The 24,256-nt window shown below is 70.8% G+C and carries 27 protein-coding genes; 18 read left to right on the top strand and 9 right to left on the bottom strand.

Annotated elements, in window-relative coordinates:
• Positions 1-16: 16 nt before the first annotated feature.
• Positions 17-592: a hypothetical protein gene (locus RV986_RS47825; RefSeq protein ID WP_475923354.1), complete on the bottom strand. Its 576-nt coding sequence runs from the start codon at positions 590-592 to the stop codon at positions 17-19.
• A gap of 93 nt (positions 593-685) precedes the next feature.
• The gene (locus RV986_RS47830; RefSeq protein WP_475923355.1) at positions 686-1,150 is read right to left on the bottom strand and encodes a DUF5709 domain-containing protein; all 465 of its coding nucleotides are present in this window, start codon (positions 1,148-1,150) and stop codon (positions 686-688) included.
• 300 nt (positions 1,151-1,450) lie between these two features.
• On the opposite strand from RV986_RS47830, the gene cynS reads away from it, so the two are divergent.
• A complete protein-coding gene (cynS, locus tag RV986_RS47835; RefSeq protein WP_475923356.1) occupies positions 1,451-1,894 on the top strand; it encodes a cyanase in 444 nt (147 codons plus the stop codon).
• Between the two features lie 53 nt (positions 1,895-1,947).
• Here the strand turns inward: cynS and RV986_RS47840 are convergent, their stop codons facing one another.
• A complete protein-coding gene (locus RV986_RS47840; protein WP_475923357.1) occupies positions 1,948-2,652 on the bottom strand; it encodes a GAF and ANTAR domain-containing protein in 705 nt (234 codons plus the stop codon).
• 243 nt (positions 2,653-2,895) lie between these two features.
• Here RV986_RS47840 and RV986_RS47845 point away from each other — a divergent pair, with 243 nt between their 5' ends.
• The 5 genes from RV986_RS47845 (at position 2,896) to RV986_RS47865 (ending at position 6,804) form a co-directional block, all read left to right on the top strand.
• Complete coding sequence (locus RV986_RS47845; protein WP_475923358.1) at positions 2,896-3,156, top strand: WhiB family transcriptional regulator; 261 nt, start codon at positions 2,896-2,898, stop codon at positions 3,154-3,156.
• Positions 3,157-3,482: 326 nt separating this feature from the next.
• A complete protein-coding gene (locus RV986_RS47850) occupies positions 3,483-3,917 on the top strand; it encodes an ATP-binding protein (protein ID WP_475923359.1) in 435 nt (144 codons plus the stop codon).
• A 230-nt stretch (positions 3,918-4,147) separates the two neighbouring features.
• Entirely contained in the window at positions 4,148-4,492 is a 345-nt protein-coding gene (locus tag RV986_RS47855) for a hypothetical protein (RefSeq protein WP_475923360.1), read from the top strand.
• 209 nt (positions 4,493-4,701) lie between these two features.
• The gene (locus RV986_RS47860; protein ID WP_475923361.1) at positions 4,702-5,592 is read left to right on the top strand and encodes a serine hydrolase; all 891 of its coding nucleotides are present in this window, start codon (positions 4,702-4,704) and stop codon (positions 5,590-5,592) included.
• Between the two features lie 495 nt (positions 5,593-6,087).
• Positions 6,088-6,804, top strand: a complete 717-nt coding sequence (locus RV986_RS47865; protein WP_475923362.1) for a CAP domain-containing protein — start codon at positions 6,088-6,090, stop codon at positions 6,802-6,804.
• Here RV986_RS47865 and RV986_RS47870 read toward each other — a convergent pair.
• The 3 genes from RV986_RS47870 to RV986_RS47880 all read right to left on the bottom strand — a co-directional run bounded on the left by RV986_RS47870 (position 6,734) and on the right by RV986_RS47880 (position 8,997).
• Entirely contained in the window at positions 6,734-7,081 is a 348-nt protein-coding gene (locus RV986_RS47870; protein WP_475923363.1) for an MmyB family transcriptional regulator, read from the bottom strand. The genes RV986_RS47865 and RV986_RS47870 overlap by 71 nt on opposite strands.
• Positions 7,078-7,950 (bottom strand): HTD2 family dehydratase, encoded by an 873-nt coding sequence (locus RV986_RS47875; RefSeq protein WP_475923364.1) that lies wholly within the window; start codon positions 7,948-7,950, stop codon positions 7,078-7,080. Before RV986_RS47875 ends, RV986_RS47870 begins: the two co-directional genes overlap by 4 nt.
• Before the next feature lie 93 nt (positions 7,951-8,043).
• The gene (locus RV986_RS47880) at positions 8,044-8,997 is read right to left on the bottom strand and encodes a LysR family transcriptional regulator (RefSeq protein ID WP_475923365.1); all 954 of its coding nucleotides are present in this window, start codon (positions 8,995-8,997) and stop codon (positions 8,044-8,046) included.
• Between the two features lie 219 nt (positions 8,998-9,216).
• Between RV986_RS47880 and RV986_RS47885 the strand changes: the two genes are divergently transcribed.
• From RV986_RS47885 to RV986_RS47900, 4 genes are all read left to right on the top strand, one after another.
• Positions 9,217-10,401, top strand: coding sequence for a CaiB/BaiF CoA transferase family protein (locus RV986_RS47885; protein ID WP_475923366.1), 1,185 nt, complete (start codon positions 9,217-9,219; stop codon positions 10,399-10,401).
• A 43-nt stretch (positions 10,402-10,444) separates the two neighbouring features.
• Entirely contained in the window at positions 10,445-11,611 is a 1,167-nt protein-coding gene (locus RV986_RS47890; protein WP_475923367.1) for an acyl-CoA dehydrogenase family protein, read from the top strand.
• A gap of 108 nt (positions 11,612-11,719) precedes the next feature.
• A complete protein-coding gene (locus tag RV986_RS47895) occupies positions 11,720-12,166 on the top strand; it encodes a hypothetical protein (RefSeq protein ID WP_475923368.1) in 447 nt (148 codons plus the stop codon).
• 125 nt (positions 12,167-12,291) lie between these two features.
• Positions 12,292-12,726: a hypothetical protein gene (locus RV986_RS47900; protein ID WP_475923369.1), complete on the top strand. Its 435-nt coding sequence runs from the start codon at positions 12,292-12,294 to the stop codon at positions 12,724-12,726.
• A gap of 4 nt (positions 12,727-12,730) precedes the next feature.
• Here RV986_RS47900 and RV986_RS47905 read toward each other — a convergent pair whose 3' ends face one another.
• The 3 genes from RV986_RS47905 to RV986_RS47915 all read right to left on the bottom strand — a co-directional run bounded on the left by RV986_RS47905 (position 12,731) and on the right by RV986_RS47915 (position 15,233).
• Positions 12,731-13,099: a low affinity iron permease family protein gene (locus tag RV986_RS47905; protein ID WP_475923370.1), complete on the bottom strand. Its 369-nt coding sequence runs from the start codon at positions 13,097-13,099 to the stop codon at positions 12,731-12,733.
• A gap of 870 nt (positions 13,100-13,969) precedes the next feature.
• A complete protein-coding gene (locus tag RV986_RS47910) occupies positions 13,970-14,299 on the bottom strand; it encodes a CsbD family protein (RefSeq protein ID WP_475923371.1) in 330 nt (109 codons plus the stop codon).
• Between the two features lie 28 nt (positions 14,300-14,327).
• On the bottom strand, positions 14,328-15,233 hold the full coding sequence (locus RV986_RS47915; protein WP_475923372.1) for an LLM class F420-dependent oxidoreductase: 906 nt from the start codon (positions 15,231-15,233) through the stop codon (positions 14,328-14,330).
• A 256-nt stretch (positions 15,234-15,489) separates the two neighbouring features.
• On the opposite strand from RV986_RS47915, the gene RV986_RS47920 reads away from it, so the two are divergent.
• The 8 genes from RV986_RS47920 (at position 15,490) to RV986_RS47955 (ending at position 24,248) form a co-directional block, all read left to right on the top strand.
• Complete coding sequence (locus RV986_RS47920; RefSeq protein WP_475923373.1) at positions 15,490-17,211, top strand: enoyl-CoA hydratase-related protein; 1,722 nt, start codon at positions 15,490-15,492, stop codon at positions 17,209-17,211.
• A gap of 88 nt (positions 17,212-17,299) precedes the next feature.
• Positions 17,300-18,388 carry an NADH-quinone oxidoreductase subunit B family protein gene (locus RV986_RS47925; RefSeq protein ID WP_475923374.1) on the top strand — a complete coding sequence of 363 codons (1,089 nt, stop codon included), beginning with the start codon at positions 17,300-17,302 and terminating at the stop codon, positions 18,386-18,388.
• A gap of 84 nt (positions 18,389-18,472) precedes the next feature.
• The gene (locus RV986_RS47930) at positions 18,473-20,257 is read left to right on the top strand and encodes a nickel-dependent hydrogenase large subunit (RefSeq protein ID WP_475923375.1); all 1,785 of its coding nucleotides are present in this window, start codon (positions 18,473-18,475) and stop codon (positions 20,255-20,257) included.
• Positions 20,254-20,877 carry a hypothetical protein gene (locus RV986_RS47935; RefSeq protein WP_475923376.1) on the top strand — a complete coding sequence of 208 codons (624 nt, stop codon included), beginning with the start codon at positions 20,254-20,256 and terminating at the stop codon, positions 20,875-20,877. The genes RV986_RS47930 and RV986_RS47935 overlap by 4 nt, the downstream gene beginning before the upstream one ends.
• Positions 20,874-21,530 (top strand): DUF5947 family protein, encoded by a 657-nt coding sequence (locus tag RV986_RS47940; protein ID WP_475923377.1) that lies wholly within the window; start codon positions 20,874-20,876, stop codon positions 21,528-21,530. The genes RV986_RS47935 and RV986_RS47940 overlap by 4 nt, the downstream gene beginning before the upstream one ends.
• Positions 21,527-22,246, top strand: a complete 720-nt coding sequence (locus RV986_RS47945; RefSeq protein ID WP_475923378.1) for a DUF6084 family protein — start codon at positions 21,527-21,529, stop codon at positions 22,244-22,246. The genes RV986_RS47940 and RV986_RS47945 overlap by 4 nt, the downstream gene beginning before the upstream one ends.
• Positions 22,243-23,691, top strand: a complete 1,449-nt coding sequence (locus RV986_RS47950; RefSeq protein WP_475923379.1) for a hypothetical protein — start codon at positions 22,243-22,245, stop codon at positions 23,689-23,691. The genes RV986_RS47945 and RV986_RS47950 overlap by 4 nt, the downstream gene beginning before the upstream one ends.
• Positions 23,688-24,248, top strand: a complete 561-nt coding sequence (locus RV986_RS47955) for a hydrogenase maturation protease (RefSeq protein WP_475923380.1) — start codon at positions 23,688-23,690, stop codon at positions 24,246-24,248. The genes RV986_RS47950 and RV986_RS47955 overlap by 4 nt, the downstream gene beginning before the upstream one ends.
• Positions 24,249-24,256 lie beyond the last annotated feature (8 nt).

Consider the following 24,256-nt stretch of genomic DNA (forward strand, 5'->3'; position numbering starts at 1 on the left):
TGCCGTCGGACGCTGCTCAGCCGCCGGCGAACGCCTCGGCCAGGCGCACGCTGTAACCGTCCTCCTCCATGAGGACGACGGTGACGCCGAACGGGGAGGGGTGGTCCAGTTCGAGCGGGACGAAGGAGTAGTCGACCGCGGCCCGGACCGGTGGGACCAACTCGCCGCCCGGTTGCGGCTCAAGTGCGGGCAGCCACTCGGGTTCGACCGGGGCGGGGCCCCCGGGGGACGGGGCGGGGAGGTGTGCGGTGTAGGGGAACCGGTGCAGTACGTGACCGTCCTTCGTGGCGTGCACCATGTTCAGACATGGCGCCGGGCCGACGAGCGGCAGTCGGCAGGCGGTGGCGACGTCGTGGGTCTCCCAGGCGAGGACGACCTCGTCGGCGCCGGCCGCCGCGGCGATGTTCGAGAGCTCGGCGATCCCGTTGAGCGCGTCGTCGCCGGGCTCGATCGGGCGCACCCAGATCAGTCCGACCAACTCGCCGCGCACCAGCGGCATGATGACCGGGCGCGGTACGGAGCCCTCGCCGAGGCCTGTGGTGTAGGCGCTCTTCATCGACTCCACCAGCGCGTCCCACGTCCGTGCGTCCATGAACTCTCCGTCGTTGTCATGGCGGCTGCGCGGCCGCCGGCGGCTCCTACCGGTCCAGTGGCGGGTCTAGCCTCGACCGGTCCAGTGGAGGGTCTAGAAGGACTCGGAGTCCGGGATCACGTGCATCGCGGCCTCCTCGGCCGACGCACCCGCCCCGTCGATGCCCGTGTCGTAGGCGATCAGGTCCTTCTCGGTGTCCTCGTGCGCGCCCTCGTCCGGCGCCACGAGGCGGCCGGCCCGTTGGTCTCCGACCTCGTCGTCGACGAGTTCACCGTCACCGTCCCAGAGGTCGCCGATGCCGTCGCCGTCCTGGACGGCGATGTCCGGCACCTCCTCGGCGAGCCGCTCGTCCAGGCTCTCCCCGTGCTGCCGCTCGGCCGCCGTGACGCCGGTGTGCTCCACCCCCCAGGGCCTCTCCGGGGGTGAGTAGCCCTCGTCGAGGGCCTCGTCGACACCCCGGTCGTCGAGGGTGTCGGAGACGTCCAGCAATCCGGCGTCGTCCTGTACCTCGGACCCGTCCGGCTGGTAGACGTCGTCACCCATCGCCTCATCGGACATACGCGCTCCTTGTCGGGTGCTCCACGCCGGGGATCCGACGAGAACACGGTCGTCCGGACCCCGAGGGAACTCGCTTCGGCGTGATGGGGAACTCAGTGTAGGACGGAGTCCCGGGTGGGTTTTACTCTCCGCGCACCGGATCCGTTCTCCCCGCGCACAGGGCCCCGAGCCCTCATCCGTCAGCGCACCACCTGAGGCCTGGCGGCGCACCGCCCACCCACCTCGTCCCGACCGAACCGTCGGGGCACTACAGTCGGCGCGAGGTGTCGTCAGGACCGTTGCCCGGGAACGGAGATGTGCATGCTCAGCAAGCGCGAAGCCGCCGAAGCCGTCCGTCAGGCCAAGGTGAGGACCGGAATCACATGGGCTCAACTGGCCGAAGCCGTGGGTAAACCGCTCGCCTGGACCACGGCTGCCCTGCTGGGCCAACACCCCATGGGCAAGGACGAGGCGGCGCGGGCCGCGGCGCTCCTCGAACTCGGCGACGACGCCACGCTCGCCTTCCAGCTCCAGCCGACCCGAGGAGCCCTGGACGCCGCCGTCCCCGTGGACCCCACGATCTACCGGCTCTACGAAGTCGTTCAGGTCTACGGTCCCACCATCAAGGAACTCATCCACGAACAGTGCGGCGACGGCATCATGAGCGCCATCAACTTCCGCCTCGACGTGCGGCGCGTGCCCGACCCCGCGGGCGACCGGGTCGTCATCACCCTCGACGGCAAGTACCTCCCCTACCAGTGGTAGCGCCGACACTTCGGTGATCGTCGCGCAGCGACCCCCGCCCGCGCAACGGGTGGTCAGCCGGGCTTCTCGCCGGTCTCGCAGATGCGGCGGGCGATCTCGCGCAGTTTGATGTTGTGGTCCTGGGACGCCTTCTTGAGCAACTTGAAAGCCGTGTCCTCGGTCAGCTCGTAGCGCTCCATGAGGATGCCCATGGCCTCGCCGATCTCGTGACGGGTCTCCAGGGCGTGACCGAGCTGCTGATGCGTACGGGCGGCGGAGAAGGCCACGGCCGCGTGCGAGGCGAGGATCCAGCCGGCGCGCTGAGCGGCCTCGTCGAAGGTGCCCGGCTCGCGGGAGTACAGGTTGAGGGCGCCGAGCGCGTCGTCCTCGGTGAAGAGGAGAAAACCCATCATGCTCCCCATGCCCAGTTTCCTCAGCTCGGGGGCGAACCGGGACCAGCGCTCATGCGGCTGACGCAGGTCCTCGATGGTGTAGATCTGCCGGCGGTCGGTCACGGCGTCGAAGCACGGCCCCTCCCGCAGATCCTGCTGGATCCGGTCCGCACGGCGCACCACGTCGCTCGTCGCCGCAAGAGCGTGCACTTCACCCCGTCGTACGGTGAGAATGCCGGCGTCGTCGCATCCGTTGATCAGCACCGTCGCATGCTCCACGATGCGGTCCAGGGTGCCTTGGACCGAGTCCTGGGCCAGCAGATCCCGCGCCATTTCCGCGAGAGCGACGGCGAACTGCTCCCAGACCTCGCCGGGCTCGTGCGCCATGTGCCACCTGCTCGTTCGTCGAAGCGCCGGCGGCGCTCATCCGTGCTCCCATCCTGCCACCGGGGCGTCTCCACCGCGCCGGACGGGCGCCGTCGGCCGCCTGCCCGCGCACGGCCGTGCGCGTTGTTTCACGTTCAAGCAGCGCTGCCCCTGCAAAACCTTCTGTTTCGCGGGTGCGATCAAGGTGACCCGGAGGGGGACCGAAGTTTCACGAACACGCCATCGCATCACAGGAGGCCCCTCATGGACGACTGGCGCGAGTCCGCGGCCTGCCGGACCGTCGATCCCGATCTCTTCTTCCCCGTCGGCACCACAGGCCCCGCGCTTCCGCAGATCGAGGAGGCGAAGGCGGTCTGCGGGCACTGCCCCGTCCGAGAGGAGTGTCTGCGCTGGGCGCTCGACACGGGCCAGACCATCGGCGTCTGGGGCGGGATGAGCGAGGCGGAACGGCGCGCGCTGCGGCGACGTACGGTCGCCCGGAGGTTTTGGGGCACCGGTACGTAGGCGATCTGGCGCGAAGAGTGAGTGTCGCCCGTGGTGCGAAGCGGACACCCGTCGCCAGCCGCCAGCCGCCAGCCGCCAGCCGGAAGCCGGAAGCCGGAAGCCGGAAGCCGGAAGCCGGAAGCCGGAAGCCGGAAGCCGGAAGCCGGAAGCCGGAAGCCGGAAGCCGGAAGCCGGAAGCCGGAAGCCGGAAGCCGGAAGCCGGAAGCCGGAAGCCGGAAGCACGAGGCACGAGCCACGAGCCACGAGGCACGAGGCACGAGGCACGAAGCACGAAGCACGAAGCACGAAGCAGGGAGACATCCCGGCGGCGAGACCGGGGAGGGGCGATGGACAACGATCCGAGTGGGGACAAGCAACTGTCGGACGAGGAGTCCGGGAGCCTCACCAGCACGTTTCCCGGTCGGTTGCGCAACGTGACCGATGCGCGCCTCGCGGCGGAGGGCTATCTGCGGGAGCTGGCGCGGGCGTCACCCCCCGGATCGGCCGAGCAGCGGGACGACATTCTGCTGGTGGTGACGGAGCTGGCCGCGAACACGGTGCAGTACGCGCCGGGTCCCTTCGAACTCCGGATGCGTCCCACTTTCGACGGCGTGCAGGTGACGCTGTGCGACAGCAGCACCACGCCCCCCGTGCCACGTCGAGTCGACCCGTCCCGCGGCGCGGGCGGAATCGGCTGGTACCTCATCCATGCGCTCTGCCTTCAGGTGAGTGTCGTGGTGCGGCCCGACGGGAAGGACGTGCACGCCTTCCTGCCCTGGTGACACTCCTCGCGTGCAGACGCCGCCCCACCACCGGTGAGCGGGATCCGGGGGAGTCGTCCGGAGCGGCCGCGAACGCGTTGTCAGTGCCATCCGCAACAATGCTGAGCAGCGAGAACGTCACCGCTCTCAGCGGTATCTGATCGAACCCGTCCGTCGAAAGGCCGCCCGCACATGACGCCAGCCCTCCGCCGCCGCGCCGTGCCGCGAGCCCTGAACGGAGACCGCTGACGATGCTCCGACCACTCCCGCGCACGCCCGCTCCCCTCAGCCCGGGCGGTGCCGAGGTTCTGCGTCTCATCACCGTGCAGCGCGTTCCCGTCTGCCTCACGGTGCACGCCAACGGGCGTCGCCGGTACGGCTACTGGCAACCCGTCAGTTCCGGTTCCGGGCGCGGAGGTTGCCATGTGGCCCTGCCCACCGACGAGTGCGACGCACTGCACGCGGCGGGCCGGATCGTGCTGGGGGATCCAGTGGTGGATCCGGCGAAGACCACATACCCGGTGCGCCCCGCCGTACGGGGCGCACCGTCCGCGACAGGCACGCCCCGGCAAGCCCTGGTCGCCATGGCCGGATGAATGGGTTGATGAATGTCACACCACTAAAAAACGCCCAATACGGACATATCTATAAATCCCGGGCATCACTGCCTTCTCCGCCCCTGTAGCGTCGCCGTCGTTCGGGGAACTGGGACGCTTCCGGTTCGCCTGCCAGAGAACGCATCGAAGGCCTCTTCCGCGCACTGTCGATGCGACCGACCGCAGACACAGAGCAGGACGGAACCTCCATGCCGGGAACGCACATACTGGGCCGCGCGCGGCGAGGACTCGCCGCGACGCTGGCCGCCGGAACCGTGTTCGCCGCGCTCGCCGCCGCCGCTCCGGCGCAGGCGAGCACCACCGCTACCGCCGCCGTGGGCGGCTCGCAGGTGCGGTGCACCTCGCAGCGGCCGGGGCTGGCGGGCCGACTGGCGCAGGACATCGCCGGTGCCCTCCACGGACGCGACGGCGCCTCGGCGCTCGCCCTGTACGACCGCACCACGGCGACGTCGTGCACGTTCCGGGCGGATACCGCCTTCGACTCGGCGAGCGTGGTCAAGGTCACGGTATTGGGGGCGCTGCTGCGTCAGGCCATGGAGCAGCACAGGGGTCTGACCCCGCGCGAGGTGGAGTTGACCACCGCCATGATCACCAAGTCGGACAACGACTCGACGAACGCCCTGTGGCGCGAGGTCGGCCCCGCCGGCATCCGGCATTTCCTGACCGTGGCGGGAATGCACGACACCGTCCCCGGGCCCAAGGGCTACTGGGGGCGCACCCAGGTCACGGCCGACGACCAGGTGAAGCTGCTCCGGCTGCTCACCTCGGACAACTCGGTCCTCGACCGGGATGCCCGTGCCTACGCCCTCCGCCTGATGAGCCGAGTCATCCCCGAGCAGCGGTGGGGAGCGCCGGCCGGGGCCCCCGCGACGGCGACCGTCCAGGTCAAGAACGGCTGGCTGTCGCGTGCGACCCACGGCTGGCGGGTGCACAGCGTCGGTGTGTTCACCGGCGGCGGTCATGACTACGGAATGGCCGTGCTCTCGCAGGACAACCGAACGATGAGCGACGGCGTCGCGACCGTCGAGCGCGCTGCCCGCGCCGTCAACCGTGATCTGAACGCGTCGACCGCCGGATAGCCGTCGGAGGGCGGAGGCCCTGCTCGGGACTGGGGCCGGGGGCGCGACCATCGGGGGCGCTCGCACCTCCGGCGGGAATGGTTGCAGTGGCTCGCAGTGACATCCATCACGTCGGCAACTCGTATCAACGTGCTTCGGTAGTACATGACCTGTGGGCGATATAGCCGGATTTGCCGCCCCGAAACAGGCATACGGTGCACATGACTCGATGGCATGCACTTCACGCGGTTCCGTCGCTCCGCTCGCCGGGCGGATGGGGCCTCCTGACGGAGTGACAGATGTCGCCGCGCTCCGGTCAGCCGGGTCAGCACACCCGTGCGCCCGATTCAAGGGCGGTGGAGGGCTACGGGGCCGGGTAGTAGTGGCGCTCGTTGCCGCACACTCACTCAGGTTTTAACAATGACGGCCCCACAAGGTGTCACCGCAGCTCAGGCACATCGTCCGTGCAGAGCCGACCCACCGGAGACGCCCCTGCCACGACCGAGCGAGGCCCGCATGAGCAAGCACCGCAGGACGACGCGCTACCGGCAGATGACCATCGCTGCCGTCGCACTGAGCGCGCTGGCAATACCGACTGCCGCCATAGCCTGTAGCAGCGATCCGACCTCCACCGATGCCGCATCCGGCGGTCAGTGGAAGAACTGGAAGAACGCCTCCACGGGGCAGTGGGGGAAGGGCGGCACGTGGACCCCGCAGTCCCCGGCGCCCGCTTCATCGGCCGCGTCCGCCCCCACCGCGACCGCTGCGCCCGAGGCGCCCGCTTCAACGGCCCCCTCCGCGCCCACCGCGACCGCCACGGCGTCCCCGAGCACCTCCGCCGCGGCGACCCCGGCATCCGACGCCCTGGCCCAGGTCGTCACCCTGGTCAACAGCGAGCGCGGCAAGGTCGGCTGCTCCCCCCTGACCTTGAACGCGAAGCTCTCGAAGGCCGCCCAGGATCACAGCGCGGACATGGCGAGCCACCAGAACATGTCGCACACGGGTTCCGACGGCTCGGATCCGGGCCAACGGATCACAGCGGCCGGCTACACCTGGAGTGCCTACGGCGAGAACGTCGCCTACGGATACTCCACCCCCGAGCAGGTCATGGCGGGCTGGATGTCCAGCCCCGGCCACAAGCGCAACATCCTCGACTGCGGTTTCAAGGAGATCGGCGTCGGCCTCGCGCAGCCCGGCAGCTACTGGACGCAGGACTTCGGCACGTCCCGCTGACCAGGCGTGTCACACCCCCGGCGTATCGGTGTGGTTGAGCGGGACACGTCCATGGCGTCTTGTGCAGGGTGGTTTCGGCACACATGGCGTGGGAGGCCCACAGCCGGGTGAACTCCTCGCTGCCGGCGAGGAGCTCACCCACCGGCTCGGTCACCTCGGGATCGTCGGAGTAATGGGCGGCCGCGGCGCCACGGCGGCTCGGCTGTTCGCCCGCGAGGGCGCCCGGGTGCTGCTCGCGGCCCGGACGCAGGCCCGGCTGAAGGCGGTCACCGGTCATGCGAAGGTCACCTCGGCGGAGGCGTGCCGTGCCTCCCGCCGGGTGGCGACGCGCAGCTCCGCCCGCCCCGCGGCGGGGGTACCGCAGGCCAGCACGTGCTCGCCGGCGAACACGGGCCGTCGCAGCCGGTAGGACAGCGAGCGCACCTGTTGCCCCGGGGCGTTGCGGCGGGCCAGTTCGAGCATCAGCACGGCCAGCAGCGGCCCGTGCACGACGAGGCCCGGATAGCCCTCCTCGTTCCTGGCGTACGGCGCGTCGTAGTGGATACGGTGCGCGTTCGCCGTGAGGGCGCTGAACCGGAACAGGAGTGCCGGGCCCGGGCGCAGCGGAACCTGCCAGGCGTCCTCGGCCTCCGGGACCGCGGACTCGTCGAGTACGACCGGGCTCGGCCCGGCGGAGCGGCGCTCGGACCGGTAGACGATGTCCTGTTCCTCGACCAGGCACGTGCGGCCGTACTGCCGGAATTCACGGCGTTCGGTGACGAACAGGAGCTCACCCGTGCTGCCGTGCTTGGCGGTCACGGCGCCCAGGCTGCTGACGCGTTCGGCCGGCTCGTCGAGGCGGAGCGGTTCCGTGATCTCGCAGCGCCCTCCGGCGAACATCCTCCGGCGGTGGGGGACGGGTGGCAGGAAGTGCCCGTCGCGGGGGTGTCCGTCGGTTCCGAGATCCTTTTGCGGCGGCCAGTTCAGGAAATACAGCCAGTGCCACAGCGGTGGCAGGGGGTCTCCGGCCCGCGCGGCGGGATCCGGAAGGTCGAGGAGCGCCGAGAGGGCCGCGACCGGGCCGACGGGCAGGGAGTCTTCGTCCGTGACCGGTGCCGGAGTCCATGAATCCACATACGAGCCGATCGAGGCCGGGGAGGGCTGCATCGTCCTTCTGTCCCTTTTCTGTCCTTGGGCGCGCGGTGGGGAGGGCGAGGGCCGACACCCGCTTCTCGTGCCGTCAGTCATGATCAGTCGAGATCAGTCGTGAGCGGAGGGTGCGGTCTCCGTGTGCAGCCGCGCGGACGGCCACCTGCCCTGGCGTACGGCCGACTCGATCTGGCCGACCAGTTCTCGGGCGACGACCTCCACCGCGGGCGGAGTCCGCCCGGTCCTCGGCGTCCCCAGGACGATCGAGCGCCAGACCTCGGGTTCGCAGAGCGGCGCGGCACTGAGTTCGCCGCGCGCCACGTCCTCGGCGATACCCACCCCGGGCAGGATCGTCCAGCCGTGACCGGCCGCCACAAGGTGCTTCTGCACCCGCATGGAGTTGGTCTGTACGGCGATCTCCATCTCGATCGCGGCCCGGCCGGCGGCGGCGTCGATCAGGCTGCGCAGGGCATGGCCGGGAGCGGGCATGACCAGCGGATGCGCGGCGGCCCGCGCGAAGGGGACGGGGTGGTCGGCGCGCAGAGCCTCGGAAGGGGGCGCGACCACCCACAGGTTCTCCCGCACCAGAGGGCGGGCGTTCAGCGAGGGGCCGCTGGCCAGGTTGTACAGCAGGGTCAGGTCCAGGTCGCCGTCGTCCAGCCACCGTTGCAGATGACCGGAGTACGCCGTCATCAGGCGCAGCTCGATACCGGGCCGGTCGCGGGCGATCGCGGCCACCAGCGGCTCCGCCAACAGGTCGGTGGCGCTCTCCAGCAGGCCGACGGTGACGATGCCGGTCACCACGTCCGGAGACGGCTGGACCTCCGCACGCGCGCGTTCCAGTTCGTTCAGGGCGCGGCGAGCGCGATCGACCATGATCGTGCCGGCCTCCGTGGGCCGCATGCCCTGCCGTGTCCGCTCGAACAGCGAGACCCCGAGTTCCTGTTCCAGTGTGCGGATCTGACGGGTGACCGCGGGTTGCACCAGATGCAGCAGCTCCGCGGCTCGCGTGACGCTGCCCACCTCTGCGACGGTGACGAGTGCCTTGAGTTGTCTGACGTCCACGACCTGCTCTCCCTGACATCCGCACCCGGCTGTCCGCACCCAGACATCGGCATCCGGCCATCGGTATCCGGCATGGCTTCATCACGCCTGGCTATTTCACGGACGCGTACATGAGTGCCCATGATGGTATGACACCCCGTACATGAGGGGACGCATGGTGAAGAGCCGCCCGATCGAGTAAATCCGAGCCAGCCGAGCCAGCCGTGTGGAGGCCGCCCGATGACCGAGCTTCCGCTTTCGGGGATCACCGTCGTCAGCGTCGAGCAGGCGGTGGCGGCGCCGTTCGCCACGCGTCAACTGGCCGATCTCGGTGCCCGCGTGATCAAGGTGGAGCGCCCCGGAGGGGGCGACTTCGCCCGCCGGTACGACACCACCGTGCACGGCGAGTCCAGCTACTTCGTGTGGCTCAACCGCTCGAAGGAGTCCGTGACCCTGGACCTGAAGGCGGCGCGCGGCCGGGACATCCTGGAGCGACTGCTCGGTGAGGCCGACGTGTTCGTACAGAACCTCGCACCGGGCGCGGCCGCCCGTCTGGGGCTGGCGGCGGACGCCCTGGCGGAACGCTTCCCGGCCCTCATCCCGTGCACCGTCTCGGGGTACGGGACCAGCGGACCATGGGCCGCCCGCAAGGCGTACGACCTGCTCGTGCAGTGCCAGACCGGGCTTGTCTCACTGACCGGCACCGAACAGGAGACCGCCCGGGTGGGGGTGTCGATCGCCGACATCGCGGCCGGGATGTACGCCTACTCGGGCATCCTCACGGCCCTGTTCACCCGGGCGACGACCGGCGTCGTTCGTCCCGTGGAGGTCTCGCTGTTCGAGGCACTGGCGGAGTGGATGAGCCAGCCCGCGTACTACACGCGCCACGGCGGCACCCAGCCACCGCGGGTCGGCACACAGCACGCCACCATCGCCCCGTACGGCGCCTACACCGCGGGCGACGGCAAGGAAGTCCTGTTCTCGATCCAGAACGAGCGCGAGTGGCTCGCCCTGTGCGAGCGGTTCCTGGGGCGACCGGAACTGGCCGACGACCCGCGCTTCGCCACCGGCCCGGACCGCGTGGCGCACCGGGACGAGCTGAACGCCCTCGTGTCCGAGCGGTTCCGCGAGCTGGACAGCCAGGAGGCGGGCCGCCTGTTGGACGTGGCGGGCATCGCCAACGCCGGGGTCAACGACGTCGAGGAGTTCCTCCACCATCCCGTGCTCGACGCGCGGGGCCGCTGGCGCGACGTGAACATTCCGGGGGCCGTGGTGCCCGCCCTCCTGCCGCCGGTGGATCTGGGCGGCATCACACCCCGGATGGACGCCGTCCCGGCCGTCGGCGAGCACACCGAGAAGATCCTTGCCGGGCTCGGATACCGGGCGGCCGACATCGACGCCCTCCGGGCCGACGGGGTCGTCTGACGGCCAGGCCGCCCCGTATCCCTTCCTCAAGGAGCCGCACAGCATGAGCACTCTGGACATCCTGTCCGAGGACGAGCGGTTCATCGTCGGCACGGTGCGCGAGTTCGTGGACAAGGACGTCAAGCCCGTCGTACGGGAGCTCGAACACGCCAACACCTACCCCGAGTCCCTGATCGAGCGGATGAAGAAGCTCGGCGTCTTCGGGCTGGCCGTCCCCGAGGAGTACGGCGGCACACCGGTCTCCACCTCGTGCTACGTCCTCGTCACGGAGGAACTCGCCCGCGGCTGGATGAGCCTGGCCGGTGCGATGGGCGGCCACACCGTGGTCGCCAAACTGTTGCTGCGCTTCGGCACCGAGGAACAGAAGCGGTGCTACCTCCCGAGGATGGCCACCGGTGAGATCCGGGCGACGATGGCTCTGACCGAACCCGGTGGCGGGTCCGACCTCCAGGCGATGAGCACGGTCGCCCGCAAGGTCCCAGGCGGCTATGCGGTCGACGGCTCGAAGACGTGGATCACCAATTCCCGGCGGTCCGGGCTGATCGCCCTGCTGTGCAAGACGGACCCGGACGTGACGCCCGCGCACAAGGGGATCTCCATCCTTCTCGTCGGGCACGGCCCCGGACTCACCGTCTCCCGCGACCTGCCCAAGCTGGGTTACAAGGGCGTCGAGAGCTGCGAGTTGTCCTTCGACGACTACCGGGCGCCCGCCGACTCCGTACTCGGCGGGGTGGAGGGCCGGGGATTCGCGCAGATGATGAAGGGGCTGGAGACCGGTCGGCTCCAGGTCGCCGCCCGTGCGCTCGGCGTCGGCCGGGCGGCCCTGGAGGACTCCCTCGCGTACGCGCAGCAACGGGAGTCGTTCGGCAAGCCGATCTGGCGGCACCAGTCGATCGGCAACTACCTGGCGGACATGGCCACATCACTGACCGCGGCACGTCAGCTCACCCTGCACGCGGCCCGCGAGGCCGACGCCGGCCGCCGGGTGGACATGGAGGCGGGCATGGCGAAGCTGTTCGCCTCCGAGACGGCCATGCAGATCGCCCTCAACGCCGTCCGCATCCACGGCGGCTACGGCTACTCGACCGAATTCGACGTGGAGCGCTACTTCCGCGACGCCCCGCTGATGATCGTCGGAGAGGGCACCAACGAGATCCAGCGCAACGTCATCGTCGGCCAACTCGTCGAGCGAGGCGGCCTGGACGCCTGACCGGACCGGACCCCGAATGTGCGTATCGAGGGCTCGACGCTCCGGCGTCACCGAGTTCCTTGGCAGCTCGGGCGGGGCCCTGTCGGTGCCGGATGCGAGTATCGCCGCATGGTGATGTGCGACTATTTCGCGGCTCCCGACGACGACACGGCTGTCCGCGTTCTTGAGCAGCCCGGTGGGCCGGCTCCTTCGGTCTTCGACGTGGTGTCGCTCAAGGGCGTGGATCCGGTCGTGGCGATGGCTCGGCTCGAAGCGATCCTGAGCGGCTGCACCTACGAGGAGGCGTCCCAGCGCCCTCGCTCCGGGCAACTGCTCTCGTCCCCGGAAGCCGAGAGCGCCTTCATCATGAGCGTGTCCGACACCCTGTGGGAGGCACTGGCCTCGGCGACGCGGACCGCGCCGGCCGAAGCCGCCGGGCGGTGGTCCGAGACCGACGAACTTCGACAGCACGGAGTCACCGCCGAGACCGCGGCCGAGATGGTGGACCTCCTCTCGGGCCTGGCCGACCGGGCGCGCTCGGCGGGAAACCGTCTGTATTGCTGGTGGGCCCTTTGACGCCGCGGATGTTTCGGAGCGCGGGGATGGGAAAAGCGGTGAATATGGCGCAAATCGGTATGGCCGTGGCAGGGAGCGGCCACCCGGTACGTCATGCCGATGGGCCGACATCACAGGAGGCGACCGTGAACGACGCTTCGTTGTCCGCCGGACCGACTGCCCGGCAGGACTTCCCCGAGGATCTGGTCCAGGTCGTACTGGACACCTGCTCCGCCTCCGACGCGGACACCGTCCTGCGCACGCTGAGCACGCGCTTCACGGCCGAGCACGGCGGCGAAACGCCACGACAGGACACGAGTGCCCGCCCCGACACATGGACCGGAACCTTTCTGGTGTCGCGCGGCGCCGCGCTTGCCGCCGACACGTCCTTGACCGGTCCGGTCACCATGGAACTCCAGGGCACTCCGGTGGCGGTGGACCGGCTGCGGGGAGCCCTCGCTTCGGCCTTCGCCGTCCAGGTGTCCGGATCCTCCTCCGGTGACCAGGAGGTCGACCTGCAACTCCGAGTCGCGAACGCCGACGACGAGGCCCGCGCCGCCACGTCACGGAGTCAGGGGTAGAACCTCAGATCTCGTCCTCCAGCCGGATCACGGCCTTGAGCCTCTCGTGCGCCTTGCCGGGGCTGCCCTCCTGCGCTTCGACCAGCGCGGCGGCGATCGCGTCGAGCTTGCGCTGGATCGCTCGCTCCGCCCGGAGTTCCGAGTTCTTCAGCAGGGCCAGGAGCAGGAGCGTCACCGCGGTCATGGCTTCGCCGGCCAGGAGGAACCACTTCACGGGGAATCCGGCGAAGTGCACGGCGACCGTGAGGGACACCAGCGCGAGGCAGAAGGCGAAGAAGAGCGGTGAACTGGTGAACGTCGATGTGGCCTCGGCGAACCGTTCGAATCTGCCGCGTCGGTCGCCGCCGCGGTCGGCGGGATGCTGAGGAGTCATGGCGCTCGGTGCCCTCCGTCAGGGGTTCCGGGCCCCTCGGACCCGGCCCGGTGAACCCGGCAACGCGGCTGTGTGCGGGCCCGCCCATGCTCCTCGCCGGCCCGGCACCCGGAACGGTGTTCGCCGGAGTACCCGGACCGGTCGGTACGGTCGGTCGCCGACGAGCCCCTGCCGGCGGGCCCGGCCAGCGGTAGACCGTCCGCCGGAAGCCGTCCGCCGTCCGCCGGAAGCCGTCCGCCGTCCGCCGTCCGCCGTCCGCCGGAAGCCGTCCGCCGTCCGCCGGAAGCCGTCCGCCGTCCGCCGGAAGCCGTCCGCCGTCCGCCGGAAGCCGTCCGCCGTCCGCCGGAAGCCGTCCGCCGTCCGCCGGAAGCCGTCCGCCGTCCGCCGTCCGCCGGAAGCCGTCCGCCGTCCGCCGGAAGCCGTCCGCCGTCCGCCGTCCGCCGGAAGCCGTCCGCCGTCCGCCGGAAGCCGTCCGCCGTCCGCCGGAAGCCGTCCGCCGTCCGCCGGAAGCCGTCCGCCGTCCGCCGGAAGCCGTCCGCCGTCCGCCGGAAGCCGTCCGCCGTCCGCCGGCCGCCGGAAGCCGTCCGCCGTCCGCCGGAAGTCGGAAGCCGTCCGCCGGAAGTCGTCCGCCGGAAGTCGGAAGTCGTCCGCCGGAAGTCGGAAGTCGTCCGCCGGAAGTCGGAAGTCGTCCGCCGGAAGTCGGAAGTCGTCCGCCGGAAGTCGGAAGCCGTCCGCCGGAAGTCGTCCGCCGGAAGTCGGAAGCCGTCGCCGTGTGCCGGAAGCCGTCCGCCGGAAGCCGTCGCCGTGCGTCGGAAGCCGTCCGCCGGGCAGTCGTGCTCGCACGGCCCGTGGCCGCTCCGGCACCCGTTGTCAGTGCTTGATCCGCCTGCGGATCTGGGCCGTGGCCTTTTCGGTCATCTCATGGGCCTTGCCGCGCAGCTGTTCGCTGCGGCCTGCCCGTTGCATGGATTTGTCGCCCAGGGCCTTGCCGAGGGTCTCCCTCATTTTGCCCTTGATCTGCTGCGTCCTGGCACTGCCCTTGATCATCACAATCGCTTCCCTCTCGAACGCGCCGGTAAAGAGGCGTGCGGCCGGGTCGGCGCACCTTTCATCACCGTGTGGCCACGAGATGGACTCCGCAAACCGGCGCACGCGATTTTGTCGTGCCGCCAGGGCGGGCGCCGCACCCGCGGCGTTCACCCCGGGTGCGGCGTGGGTGCGGCGTGGATCAGGCGAGGAGGGCGGCGAGGCGGCGCCACCCCTCGCGCGGAAGGATGTCGCGGGACTGGTCGTCGACCACCTGGAGCGCCACGTGGTCCGCGCCCGCCTCGTGGAAGTCGTTGACACGGGCGCGGATGCGGTCCTCGTCGCCCCAGGCGAAGAGCATGTCGATGAGGTGGTCGCTGCCGCCGGCCGCGAAGTCGGACTCGGCGAAGCCCAGCCGCAGAAAGCTGTTGGTGTAGTTCGGCATCGAAAGATAGGGACCGAGGCTGCTCCGGGCGAAGGAACGGGCGCGGTCCGGGTCCGTCTCCAGGACGACCTTCAACTCCGGTGCCAGCAGCGGGACTTCGCCCAGGATCTCGCGGGCCTGTGCGGTGTGCTCGGGTGTCACGAGATAGGGGATCGCCCCGGCGGCCCGGTCGCGTGACAGGCCCAGCATCTTCGGGCCGAGGGCGGCCAGTGTCCGGCGCCCTGCGGGCACCCCCGCCGCGTCCAGGGTGTCCAGATAGTCGACCATGCTCGCGTAGGGCCGACGGTACTGGTCCGCGAGCTTGGCGTGGCTCACGCCGAGGCCGAGCACGAAGCGGCCGGGGTGGGCCGCCTCCAGCTCGGCGAAGCTCGCCGCGCTCTCGGAGGCCTCGTGCGTCCAGATGCTCTGGATGCTGGTCCCCACGATCAGCCGCTCGGTCGCCGCGATGAGCGGCGCCGCGTTGCCCGCGGTGCTGCTGCCGCCCAGCCAGACCGCGCCGAAGCCGAGTCGCTCCAGCTCGGCCGCGGCCTCGGCGAGCTCCCCCTGTCGCTCCGGATCCTCCGACCGCAGGCCCACACTCCAGATGCCGTACCGCCCGACGGCCTCCTTCAGCGAGCCGATCTGTTCCTCGGCCGTGACGTCGTTCGTCGATTCCGAGTTCATCGATTCCGATCCCTTCCGGTTGGACGGTCCCTCGACGGTCGAACCACCGTGTCCTGCGAAGGCGTTCGACGCTACATCCCATTTGATCACCGAGTGGTACCCGGGCGTACCCCGCCCCGCGCCGCCGGGTGGCGGCCGGGCACCCGCTTTCGGGTGACCCCACCGCCTGTCGCCGGGGCCGGGCGGTTCGGCGTGTCCGAGCATCGCAGTCGACCGGGGCATCGCCGCCCGCACCGTCCGCCGCCGGGAGCCCGCCGTGCACATCCTGCTCGTGGCCAGCGCGTTCAACAGCCTCACCCAGCGCGTCCACGCCGAGCTGCGCGACCACGGGCACACGGTCGCCGTGGAACTCGCCCTGCCCGACCGTCCGTTGGCCGAGGCCGTCCGGCGGCACGCGCCGCGGCTCGTCCTCGCGCCGATGCTGAGGACGGCGATCCCCCGGGAGGTGTGGGCCGCGTACCCGTGTTTCATCGTCCACCCGGGGCCCTTCGGGGACCGGGGGCCGTCCTCGCTCGACCGGGCGATCCAGGAGGGCGCCGAAGGGTGGGGTGTGACGGTCCTGCAGGCGGACGAGGAAATGGACGCCGGAGACGTCTGGGCGTCCGTGGCCTGCCCGCTCCCGCCGGTGGGCAAGAGCGACCTGTACCGGGGCGAGATCGCCGACGCCGCGCTGTCGGCCGTCCTGCTCGCCGTGGAGCGCTTCGCCTCCGGGACCTACACTCCGCGCGCCCAGGGCTCGGCACGGGCACCGGACACCGCGGTGCGCAGCCGCCCGTACCTCGACCAGGGCGCCCGGCGGATCGACTGGGACGCGGACGGCACGGCGACCGTCCTGCGCAAGCTGCGCGCGGCGGACTCGCAGCCCGGTGTACTGGACGTCCTGCTCGGCGCCGAGTGGTACCTGCACGGCGGCCACCCCGAGGGCGGCCTGCGCGGCACCCCGGGGGAGCTGCTGGCCACCCGGGCCGGGGCGGTCTGCCGGGCGACGAAGGACGGCGCCGTCTGGATCCCCGAACTGCGCCGCCGACGCGGTCCGGGACAGCCGCCCACCTTCAAACTGCCCGCCGTACAGGCCCTCGGCGACCGGTTGCCGCGGCTGCCGGAACTCCCCCCGCCGACTTCCGCGGACCCCCGGCGGCGCACATGGACGGAGATCGAGTACCGGGAGGACGGGAGTGCCGGTTTCCTCTCGTTCTCGTTCCCCGGCGGAGCGATGAGCACGGCGCAGTGCCGGCGCCTTCTCGACGCCTACCGGGAGGCCTGCGCCCGGCCCACCTCGGTGCTGGTGCTGGGCGGGCAGCGGGACTTCTTCTCCAACGGCATCCACCTCAATGCCATCGAGGCCGCCGAGGACCCCGCCGCCGAGTCCTGGGCCAACATCAACGCCATCGACGACCTCGTCGAGGCGATCCTGACCACCACGGACCGGCTCGTGATCTCGGCCGTGGCGGGCAACGCCGCGGCGGGCGGGGTGATGCTCGCCCTCGCCGCCGACGAGGTCTGGTGCCGCACCGGCTGCGTACTCAACCCGCACTACCGGCTCATGGGTCTGTACGGATCGGAGTACTGGACGTACACCCTGCCGCGCCGCGTGGGAACGGCGACGGCCGACCGACTGCTGCGCGAGGCCCTGCCGATGAGCGCCGTGAGCGCCCGCGACCTCGGGCTCGTCGACCGGGTGGTCGACTGCGCTCCGCAGGACTTCGCCCCGGAGGTCGGCCGCCTCGCGGCCCGGCTGGCGGAACTGCCCGGATCACGGTCCCGGATCGCCGCGAAGAAGGCGGAACTGGACCGTCTGGAGTGCGGTGAGCCCCTGGCCGCCTTCCGGGAGCGGGAGCTGGCCCGGATGCGCCGCACCTTCGACGACCCGGAAGCTCCCTACCACGCGCTGCGGCGCGCGTTCGTCCACAAGGAACGACCGGCGTCCACGCCGCGGCACCTCCGACACAGCCCGTGTCACCGGAACGGCCCTGGATGACCTCTCACTGGGGACGGGGGCTGGTAGCAAGAGAGCTGATGGTCGAAATGCGGCCTTTTATCCCTCACCTCCCCGAGGAGGCGGTCCCATGACAGCGGCGACACCGAGTACGGCCGGCGCGACGGACGCCGGCGGTGCGCCCGTCGGCGAGACGCCCACGATCCACATCCTCTGGATCAACGCAGGACTCAGCTGCGACGGCGACTCCGTCGCGCTCACGGCCGCGATGCAGCCCAGCATCGAGCAGATCGTGCTCGGCGAGCTGCCCGGCCTGCCGAAGATCGCCGTGCACTGGCCCCTCATCGACTTCGAGTGCGGCCCGGTCGGCGGCGCGGACACGTTCATCGAGTGGTTCTTCAAGGGGGAGCGGGGCGAGATCGACCCGTTCGTGCTGGTGGTCGAGGGGTCCATCCCCAATGAGTCGATCAAGCCCGAGGGCTACTGGTGCGGCTTCGGCGACAACCCGGAGACCGGCCAGCCGATCACCACCAGCGAGTGGATCGACCGGCTCGCGCCCAAGGCGCTGGCCGTCGTCGCCATCGGCACCTGCGCCACGTACGGCGGTATCCACGCCATGGCGGGCAACCCGACCGGCGCGATGGGCGTGCCCGACTACCTCGGCTGGGACTGGAAGTCGCAGGCCGGCATCCCCATCGTGTGCGTCCCCGGCTGCCCGATCCAGCCCGACAACTTCGCCGAGACGCTCACCTATCTGCTCTACCAGGCGGCCGGCTCCGCCCCGATGATCCCCCTCGACGACAAGCTGCGCCCGTCCTGGCTGTTCGGCGCCACGGTCCACGAGGGCTGCGACCGGGCGGGCTACTACGAGGAGGGCGTGTTCGCCGAGACGTACGACTCGCCCAAGTGCCTGGTGAAGCTGGGCTGTTGGGGCCCCGTGGTCAAGTGCAACGTGCCCAAGCGCGGCTGGATGAACGGCATCGGTGGCTGCCCGAACGTCGGCGGCATCTGCATCGCCTGCACCATGCCCGGCTTCCCCGACAAGTTCATGCCGTTCATGGACGAACCCCCGGGCGCCAAGTTGTCCACCAAGGCCAGCGGCGCCTACGGCGCGGTGATCCGCAGACTCAGGTCGCTGACCATCGAGACCGTGGACAAGGAGCCGAAGTGGCGGCACCGGAAGGACAAGCTCACCACCGGATACCGGCCGCCGTGGTGAGCCCCCGCCACCCCTGAGGCACATCCCCACCACCCCGTCCACCCCTCCCGGACCACCCGCGCGAAGAAGGGCACGACACACACGATGGCACCGAAGACGAAGGCGGCCGGCGACGGTAGCGGCCTGATGGAGATGGCCTGGGACCCGATCACAAGGATCGTGGGCAGCCTGGGCATCCACACGAAGATCGACTTCAAGCAGAAGCGGGTCGCGGAGTGCTACAGCACCTCGTCCGTCTTCCGCGGCTACAGCGTCTTCATGCGCGGCAAGGACCCCCGCGACGCCCACTTCATCACCAGCCGCATCTGCGGCATCTGCGGGGACAACCACGCCACCTGCTCGGTGTACGCGCAGAACATGGCGTACGGCGTGAAGCCCCCGCACCTCGGTGAGTGGATCATCAACCTCGGCGAGTCCGCGGAGTACATGTTCGACCACAACATCTTCCAGGAGAACCTGGTCGGGGTCGACTACTGCGAGAAAATGGTCAAGGAGACCAACCCGGGCGTCCTCGAACTCGCCGAGCGCACCGAGGCCCCGCACGCCGCGGAGCACGGCTACCGCACGATCGCCGACATCATGCGGTCCCTGAATCCCCTCGAAGGCGAGTTCTACCGCGAGGCCCTCCACGTGAGCCGCTACACGCGGGAGATGTTCTGCCTCATGGAGGGCCGCCATGTGCACCCCTCCACGCTCTACCCGGGCGGCGTCGGCACCATCGCCTCCGTCCAGCTCTTCACGGACTACCTCAGCCGTCTGATGCGGTACGTGGAGTTCATGAAGCGTGTCGTCCCCCTGCACGACGACCTGTTCGACTTCTTCTACGAGGCGCTGCCCGGGTACGAGGAAGTCGGGCGCCGACGGGTGCTGCTCGGCTGCTGGGGCGCGCTCAACGACCCCGAGTACTGCGACTTCACCTACGCCAACATGACGGACTGGGGCCGGCGGATGTTCGTCACGCCCGGCGTCATCGTCGACGGCAGGCTGGTCACCAACGACCTCACCGAGATCAACCTCGGCATCCGCATCCTGCTGGGCAGTTCGTACTACGAGGACTGGCAGGGCCAGGAGCAGTTCGTCACCCACGACCCGCTCGGCAACCCGGTCGACCCCCGCCACCCCTGGAACCAGCACACCATGCCCGCCCCGCAGAAGCGGAACTTCGACGACAAGTACAGCTGGGTCATGTCACCGCGCTGGTTCGACGGCAAGGACCACCTCGCCCTGGACACCGGCGGCGGCCCCATCGCCCGCCTGTGGTCCACCGCCCTGTCCGGACTCGTCGACACCGGCTATGTGAAGGCCACCGGGAACAGCGTGGTCATCAACCTGCCCCGCACCATGACCAAGCCCGAGACCACCTTCGAGTGGAAGATCCCGCAGTGGAGCAACGCGCTGGAACGCAACCGCGCGCGCACCTACTTCCAGGCCTACACCGCCGCCGTCGCCCTGCACTTCGCGGAGAAGGGGCTTGAGGAGGTCCGCGCCGGACGCACCCAGACCTGGGAGAAGTTCGAGGTCCCCGACGAGAGCATCGGCGTCGGCTTCACCGAGGCGGTACGCGGTGTGCTCTCCCACCACATGGTGATCCGCGACGGCAAGATCGCCAACTACCACCCGTACCCGCCCACCCCGTGGAACGCCAGCACCCGGGACACCTTCGGCACGCCCGGCCCGTACGAGGACGCCGTGCAGAACACACCGATCTTCGAGGAGAACTCCCCGGAGAACTTCAAGGGCATCGACATCATGCGCGCCGTCCGCAGCTTCGACCCCTGTCTGCCCTGCGGTGTCCACATGTACGTCGGTGGCGGCAGGACCGTACAGAAGATGCACGTTCCCACCGGCCTGAGCGGACTGGGCGGATGAGCGCGGGCACGACGATCGATCCGAAGAAGGCGATCGATCCGAAGAAGGCGACACCGGCAGTGGACGCGGTGCGGACCGGGCGGCGGATCGAGGACGTGCTCGACCGGCTCGCCGCCACCGGGGACCCGGCCGCCCACGCGGCGGCCGAGGAACTCGTGCAGGCCCTCATGGACTTCTACGGCGCGGGCCTGGCCCGGCTGCTCCAGCTGCTGTCCGCGTCCGAGGGCCGCAGACCCCCCGGCGATCCCCTGGGGGGCGTGCTCGGCGACGAACTGGTCGCGAGCCTCCTCGTCCTGCACGATCTGCACCCCGAGGACCGGGCGACCCGGATCGGCCGCGCGCTCGACACCGTCCGCGACCAGGAGCTGGACGTGGTGGACTTCGACGAGACGACCGGGACCCTCACGCTGCGCGTGGCAGGGGGCGGCGGCTGCGGTTGCGGCAGCGCCACGACGGTCCAGCAGGCGGTCGAGGACGCGCTCGCCTGCTTCGCACCGGAGGTCACGGCCGTCGAAGTGCAGCCGGTCGGCCGGTCGGGGGAGCCCGCACTGCTCCAGATCGGCACCGGCCCCGGGGCCGGTGCCGGCACCGCCCGTCCCGCTCCGGCGAACACCCCGTGAGCGCCCCCTCCGTGGGCCGCCCGGCCACCCGAGCCGCCGGTCTGCGCAGGTTCCTGACCGGGCGCGAGCCGCAGCCGGAGCGGTGCGGGCTGTGCGCGGTGGCGGTGGACGAGGCGCGCCATCGCCACCTGGTGGACACCGAGAAGCGGGCCATCGCCTGCGCCTGTACGTCCTGCGCCCTGCTGATGGAGCAGCCGGGCGCCGCCCTCGGCCGCTTCCGCGCGGTACCGGACCGCTACCTCACCGACCCGGACCATCGCCTCGACGACCGTGCCTGGGAGGCGCTGCAGATCCCGGTCGGCGTCGCCTTCTTCTTCCGCAACGCCGCGCTCGACCGGCTGGTGGCCCTCTACCCCAGCCCGGCGGGGGCCACCGAGAGCGAGCTCGACCCGGCGACCTGGACCGCCGTCCTCGGCGACAGCCGCCTGGCCGAGCTGCTCGAACCCGACGTGGAGGCGCTGCTGCTGCGCCGCACCGAGGGCCGCTGCGTCTGCTACCTCGTGCCCATCGACATCTGCTACGAACTGGTCGGCCGGATGCGACTGCTGTGGCAGGGCTTCGACGGCGGGGCCGAGGCCCGCGCCGCCCTGGACGCCTTCTTCGAGCAGGTCGCGCACCGCGCCCGGACCGTGGGCCGGGAGGCACGGCCGTGACGGAGTTCTCCTTCGCCTGCACCGGCGTCCGCGCCGACCGGTTCGCCGCCGGACCGACGCTCGTCTTCCGGCTGCGCATCACCGCGACCGGTGACGAACCGGTCCATGCCATGGCCCTGCGCTGCCAGATCCGTATCGAGCCCGCGAAGCGCGGCTACGAGACGCAGGAGGCCGACGGGCTCGCCGACCTCTTCGGTGAGCGCTCGCGCTGGGGCAGCACCCTCCAACCGGTGCAGTTCGCCCAGGTCTCCGTCATGGTCCCCGCCTTCACCGGACAGACCGAGACGGACCTGGTCGTGCCCTGCACCTACGACATGGACATCGCCGCGACCCGCTACTTCGCCGCGCTCACCACCGGAGAGGTGCCCCTGCTGATGCTGTTCTCCGGGACGGCGTTCACCGGAGCGGGCGGATTCCGCGTCGAACCCGTCCCGTGGGACCGGGAGGCCCTCTTCCGGATGCCGGTCGCGACCTGGCGGGAGATGGTCGAACAGCACTTCCCCGGCTGCGGCTGGATCCGGCTGCCCCGCGACACCATGGACGCCCTCCTCGCCTTCCGCTCCCGACGGGCCCTGCCCTCCTGGGAAGCGACCGTGCGGGCCCTGCTCGACCTCGACGAGAACGGCACGGCGGCTCCCGACCCACCCCGGCGGCCGGGGTTCGCCCTCACCAGTACCGCCAGCACCGCAAGTACCAGCGGAAGGACCGCTCCGTGAGCGTGACCACGTTCGCCCCGGAGACCGAGGGCCGCCTCGCCCTCGCCCGGCAGGTGGCCGACGCCGTCCTCTTCGAGGGCTATGTGCTCTACCCGTACCGTGCCTCCGCGGCCAAGAACCGGCTGCGCTGGCAGTTCGGTGTACTGGTGCCGCCCGGCTGGGGCGCCGACTGCGAGGAGCACGACTTCCAGCACACCGAATGCCTGATGGAACCCAAGGCGGACGCCACCCTCGCCGTCGAGCTGCGCTTCCTGCGCGCCCGGCGGCGCACCGTCCAACGGGCGCTCCCGGACGGCGGCTTCGAGACGGTCACCGAACTCCGGCTCGGGGACCGGATCCTGGTCCCCTGGGACGAGGGGAGCGAGGAGCGCGTCGAGGCGGTCGTGCCGGTCGACGAACTCCTCGGCGACGGAGTCAGGGTCCCCTTCGGCCGCCCCGCCGGGGAGGAGACCGAGCCCGTCCTCGACGAGAACGGCGACACGGCCGGCCGTATGATCCGCCGCTACGAGGACATCAGCGGCGTACTGCGGCTGTCGGCCGACGAACTCGACGGGCCCTACCGGGTCCTGCGGCTGACCGCGATCGTCGAGAACACCAGCCCCTGGACACCCCCGGCGGGCTCGGCGGCCGACCGCGACGCGGCGCTCCCGCGCTCCCTGGTCGCCGCCCACCTCCTGATGGGGCTCAGCGCCGGATCGTTCCTGTCGATGACCGATCCCCCCGAGTGGGCGAAGGGCGCGATCGCGTCCTGCCGCAATCTGCACACCTGGCCCGTGCTCGCCGGTGCACCCGGCCGCGCGGATGTGGTGCTGTCCTCGCCGATCATCCTGGAGGACCACCCTGCCATCGCGCCGGAGAGCCCCGGGGCCCTGTACGACGCCACCGAGATCGACGAGATCCTCGCCCTGCGGACGGCCGCCCTCACCGACGAGGAGAAACGGGAGGCCCGGGGCACCGACGAGCGGGCGGCCGCCGTGATCGACCTGGCGGACACCATGCCCCCCGAGGTGCTGGAGCGACTGCACGGGGCGGTACGCAGTCTGCGCGAGGTGACGGGGGCGGGCGGGACGGGGGCAGGGGCGACCGCCCCGGCCGCGGACGGTTTTCCCGACGAGTACGGGGTCCCGCGTCCGGACACCCCGTGGTGGGACCCGGCGAGCGAGGCGGGCTTCGACCCGGGGCGGGACCGGGTCGTCGTCGACGGCCGCTCACTGGGCGCGGGCAGCAGGGTGCTGCTCCGACCGGGCCTGCGGCGCACCGACGCCCAGGACCTGTTCCTGGCCGGTCGTACGGCGAAGGTCGAGGCCGTCCTGCACGACGTGGACGGCGGAGTGCACCTGGCGGTGACGGTGGACGACGATCCGGGCGCGGACATCCGCCGTGAACAGGGCCGTTTCCTGTACTTCCAGCCCGACGAGGTCACACCGCTGGAGGACGAGGCATGAGCCGATCGCCCGACCCGTCCGGCCAGGAGCGAGGCCGGGTCCTCGTCGCCGGAATCGGGAACATCTTCCTCGGGGACGACGGCTTCGGCGTCGAGACCGTCCACACCCTCGCCGGAAGACGACTGCCCCCGCACGTCGAGGCCGTGGACATCGGGGTACGCGGAGTCCATCTCGCCTTCCAGGTTCTCGACGGCTACGACACCCTGATCCTGGTGGACGCCACCGCGCGCGGCGAGGCACCCGGCACCCTGTACGTCATCGAGCACGAGGGCGCCGCCGGCGGCCCCTCGCACGGCGTACCGATCGACGGCCACCGGATGACTCCCGACACCGTACTCGCGCTGCTGGGGACGCTCTGTGCCGGAACCGGCGGGCAGCCCCCGCGGCGCACGCTGGTGGTGGGATGCGAGCCCGCCTCGGTGGAGGAGAGGATCGGTCTCAGCCCGCCGGTGTCGGCCGCCGTACCGGAGGCCGTCCGGCTGATCGAAGAGTTGTGGCGGGCCGACGAGCCGGGAGAGTCCGCGCCGCGGGCCACGGCCGCCGAAGCCGCGAAGTGAGGAGAGAC

It is taken from the genome of Streptomyces sp. RLA012, assembly GCF_056270325.1.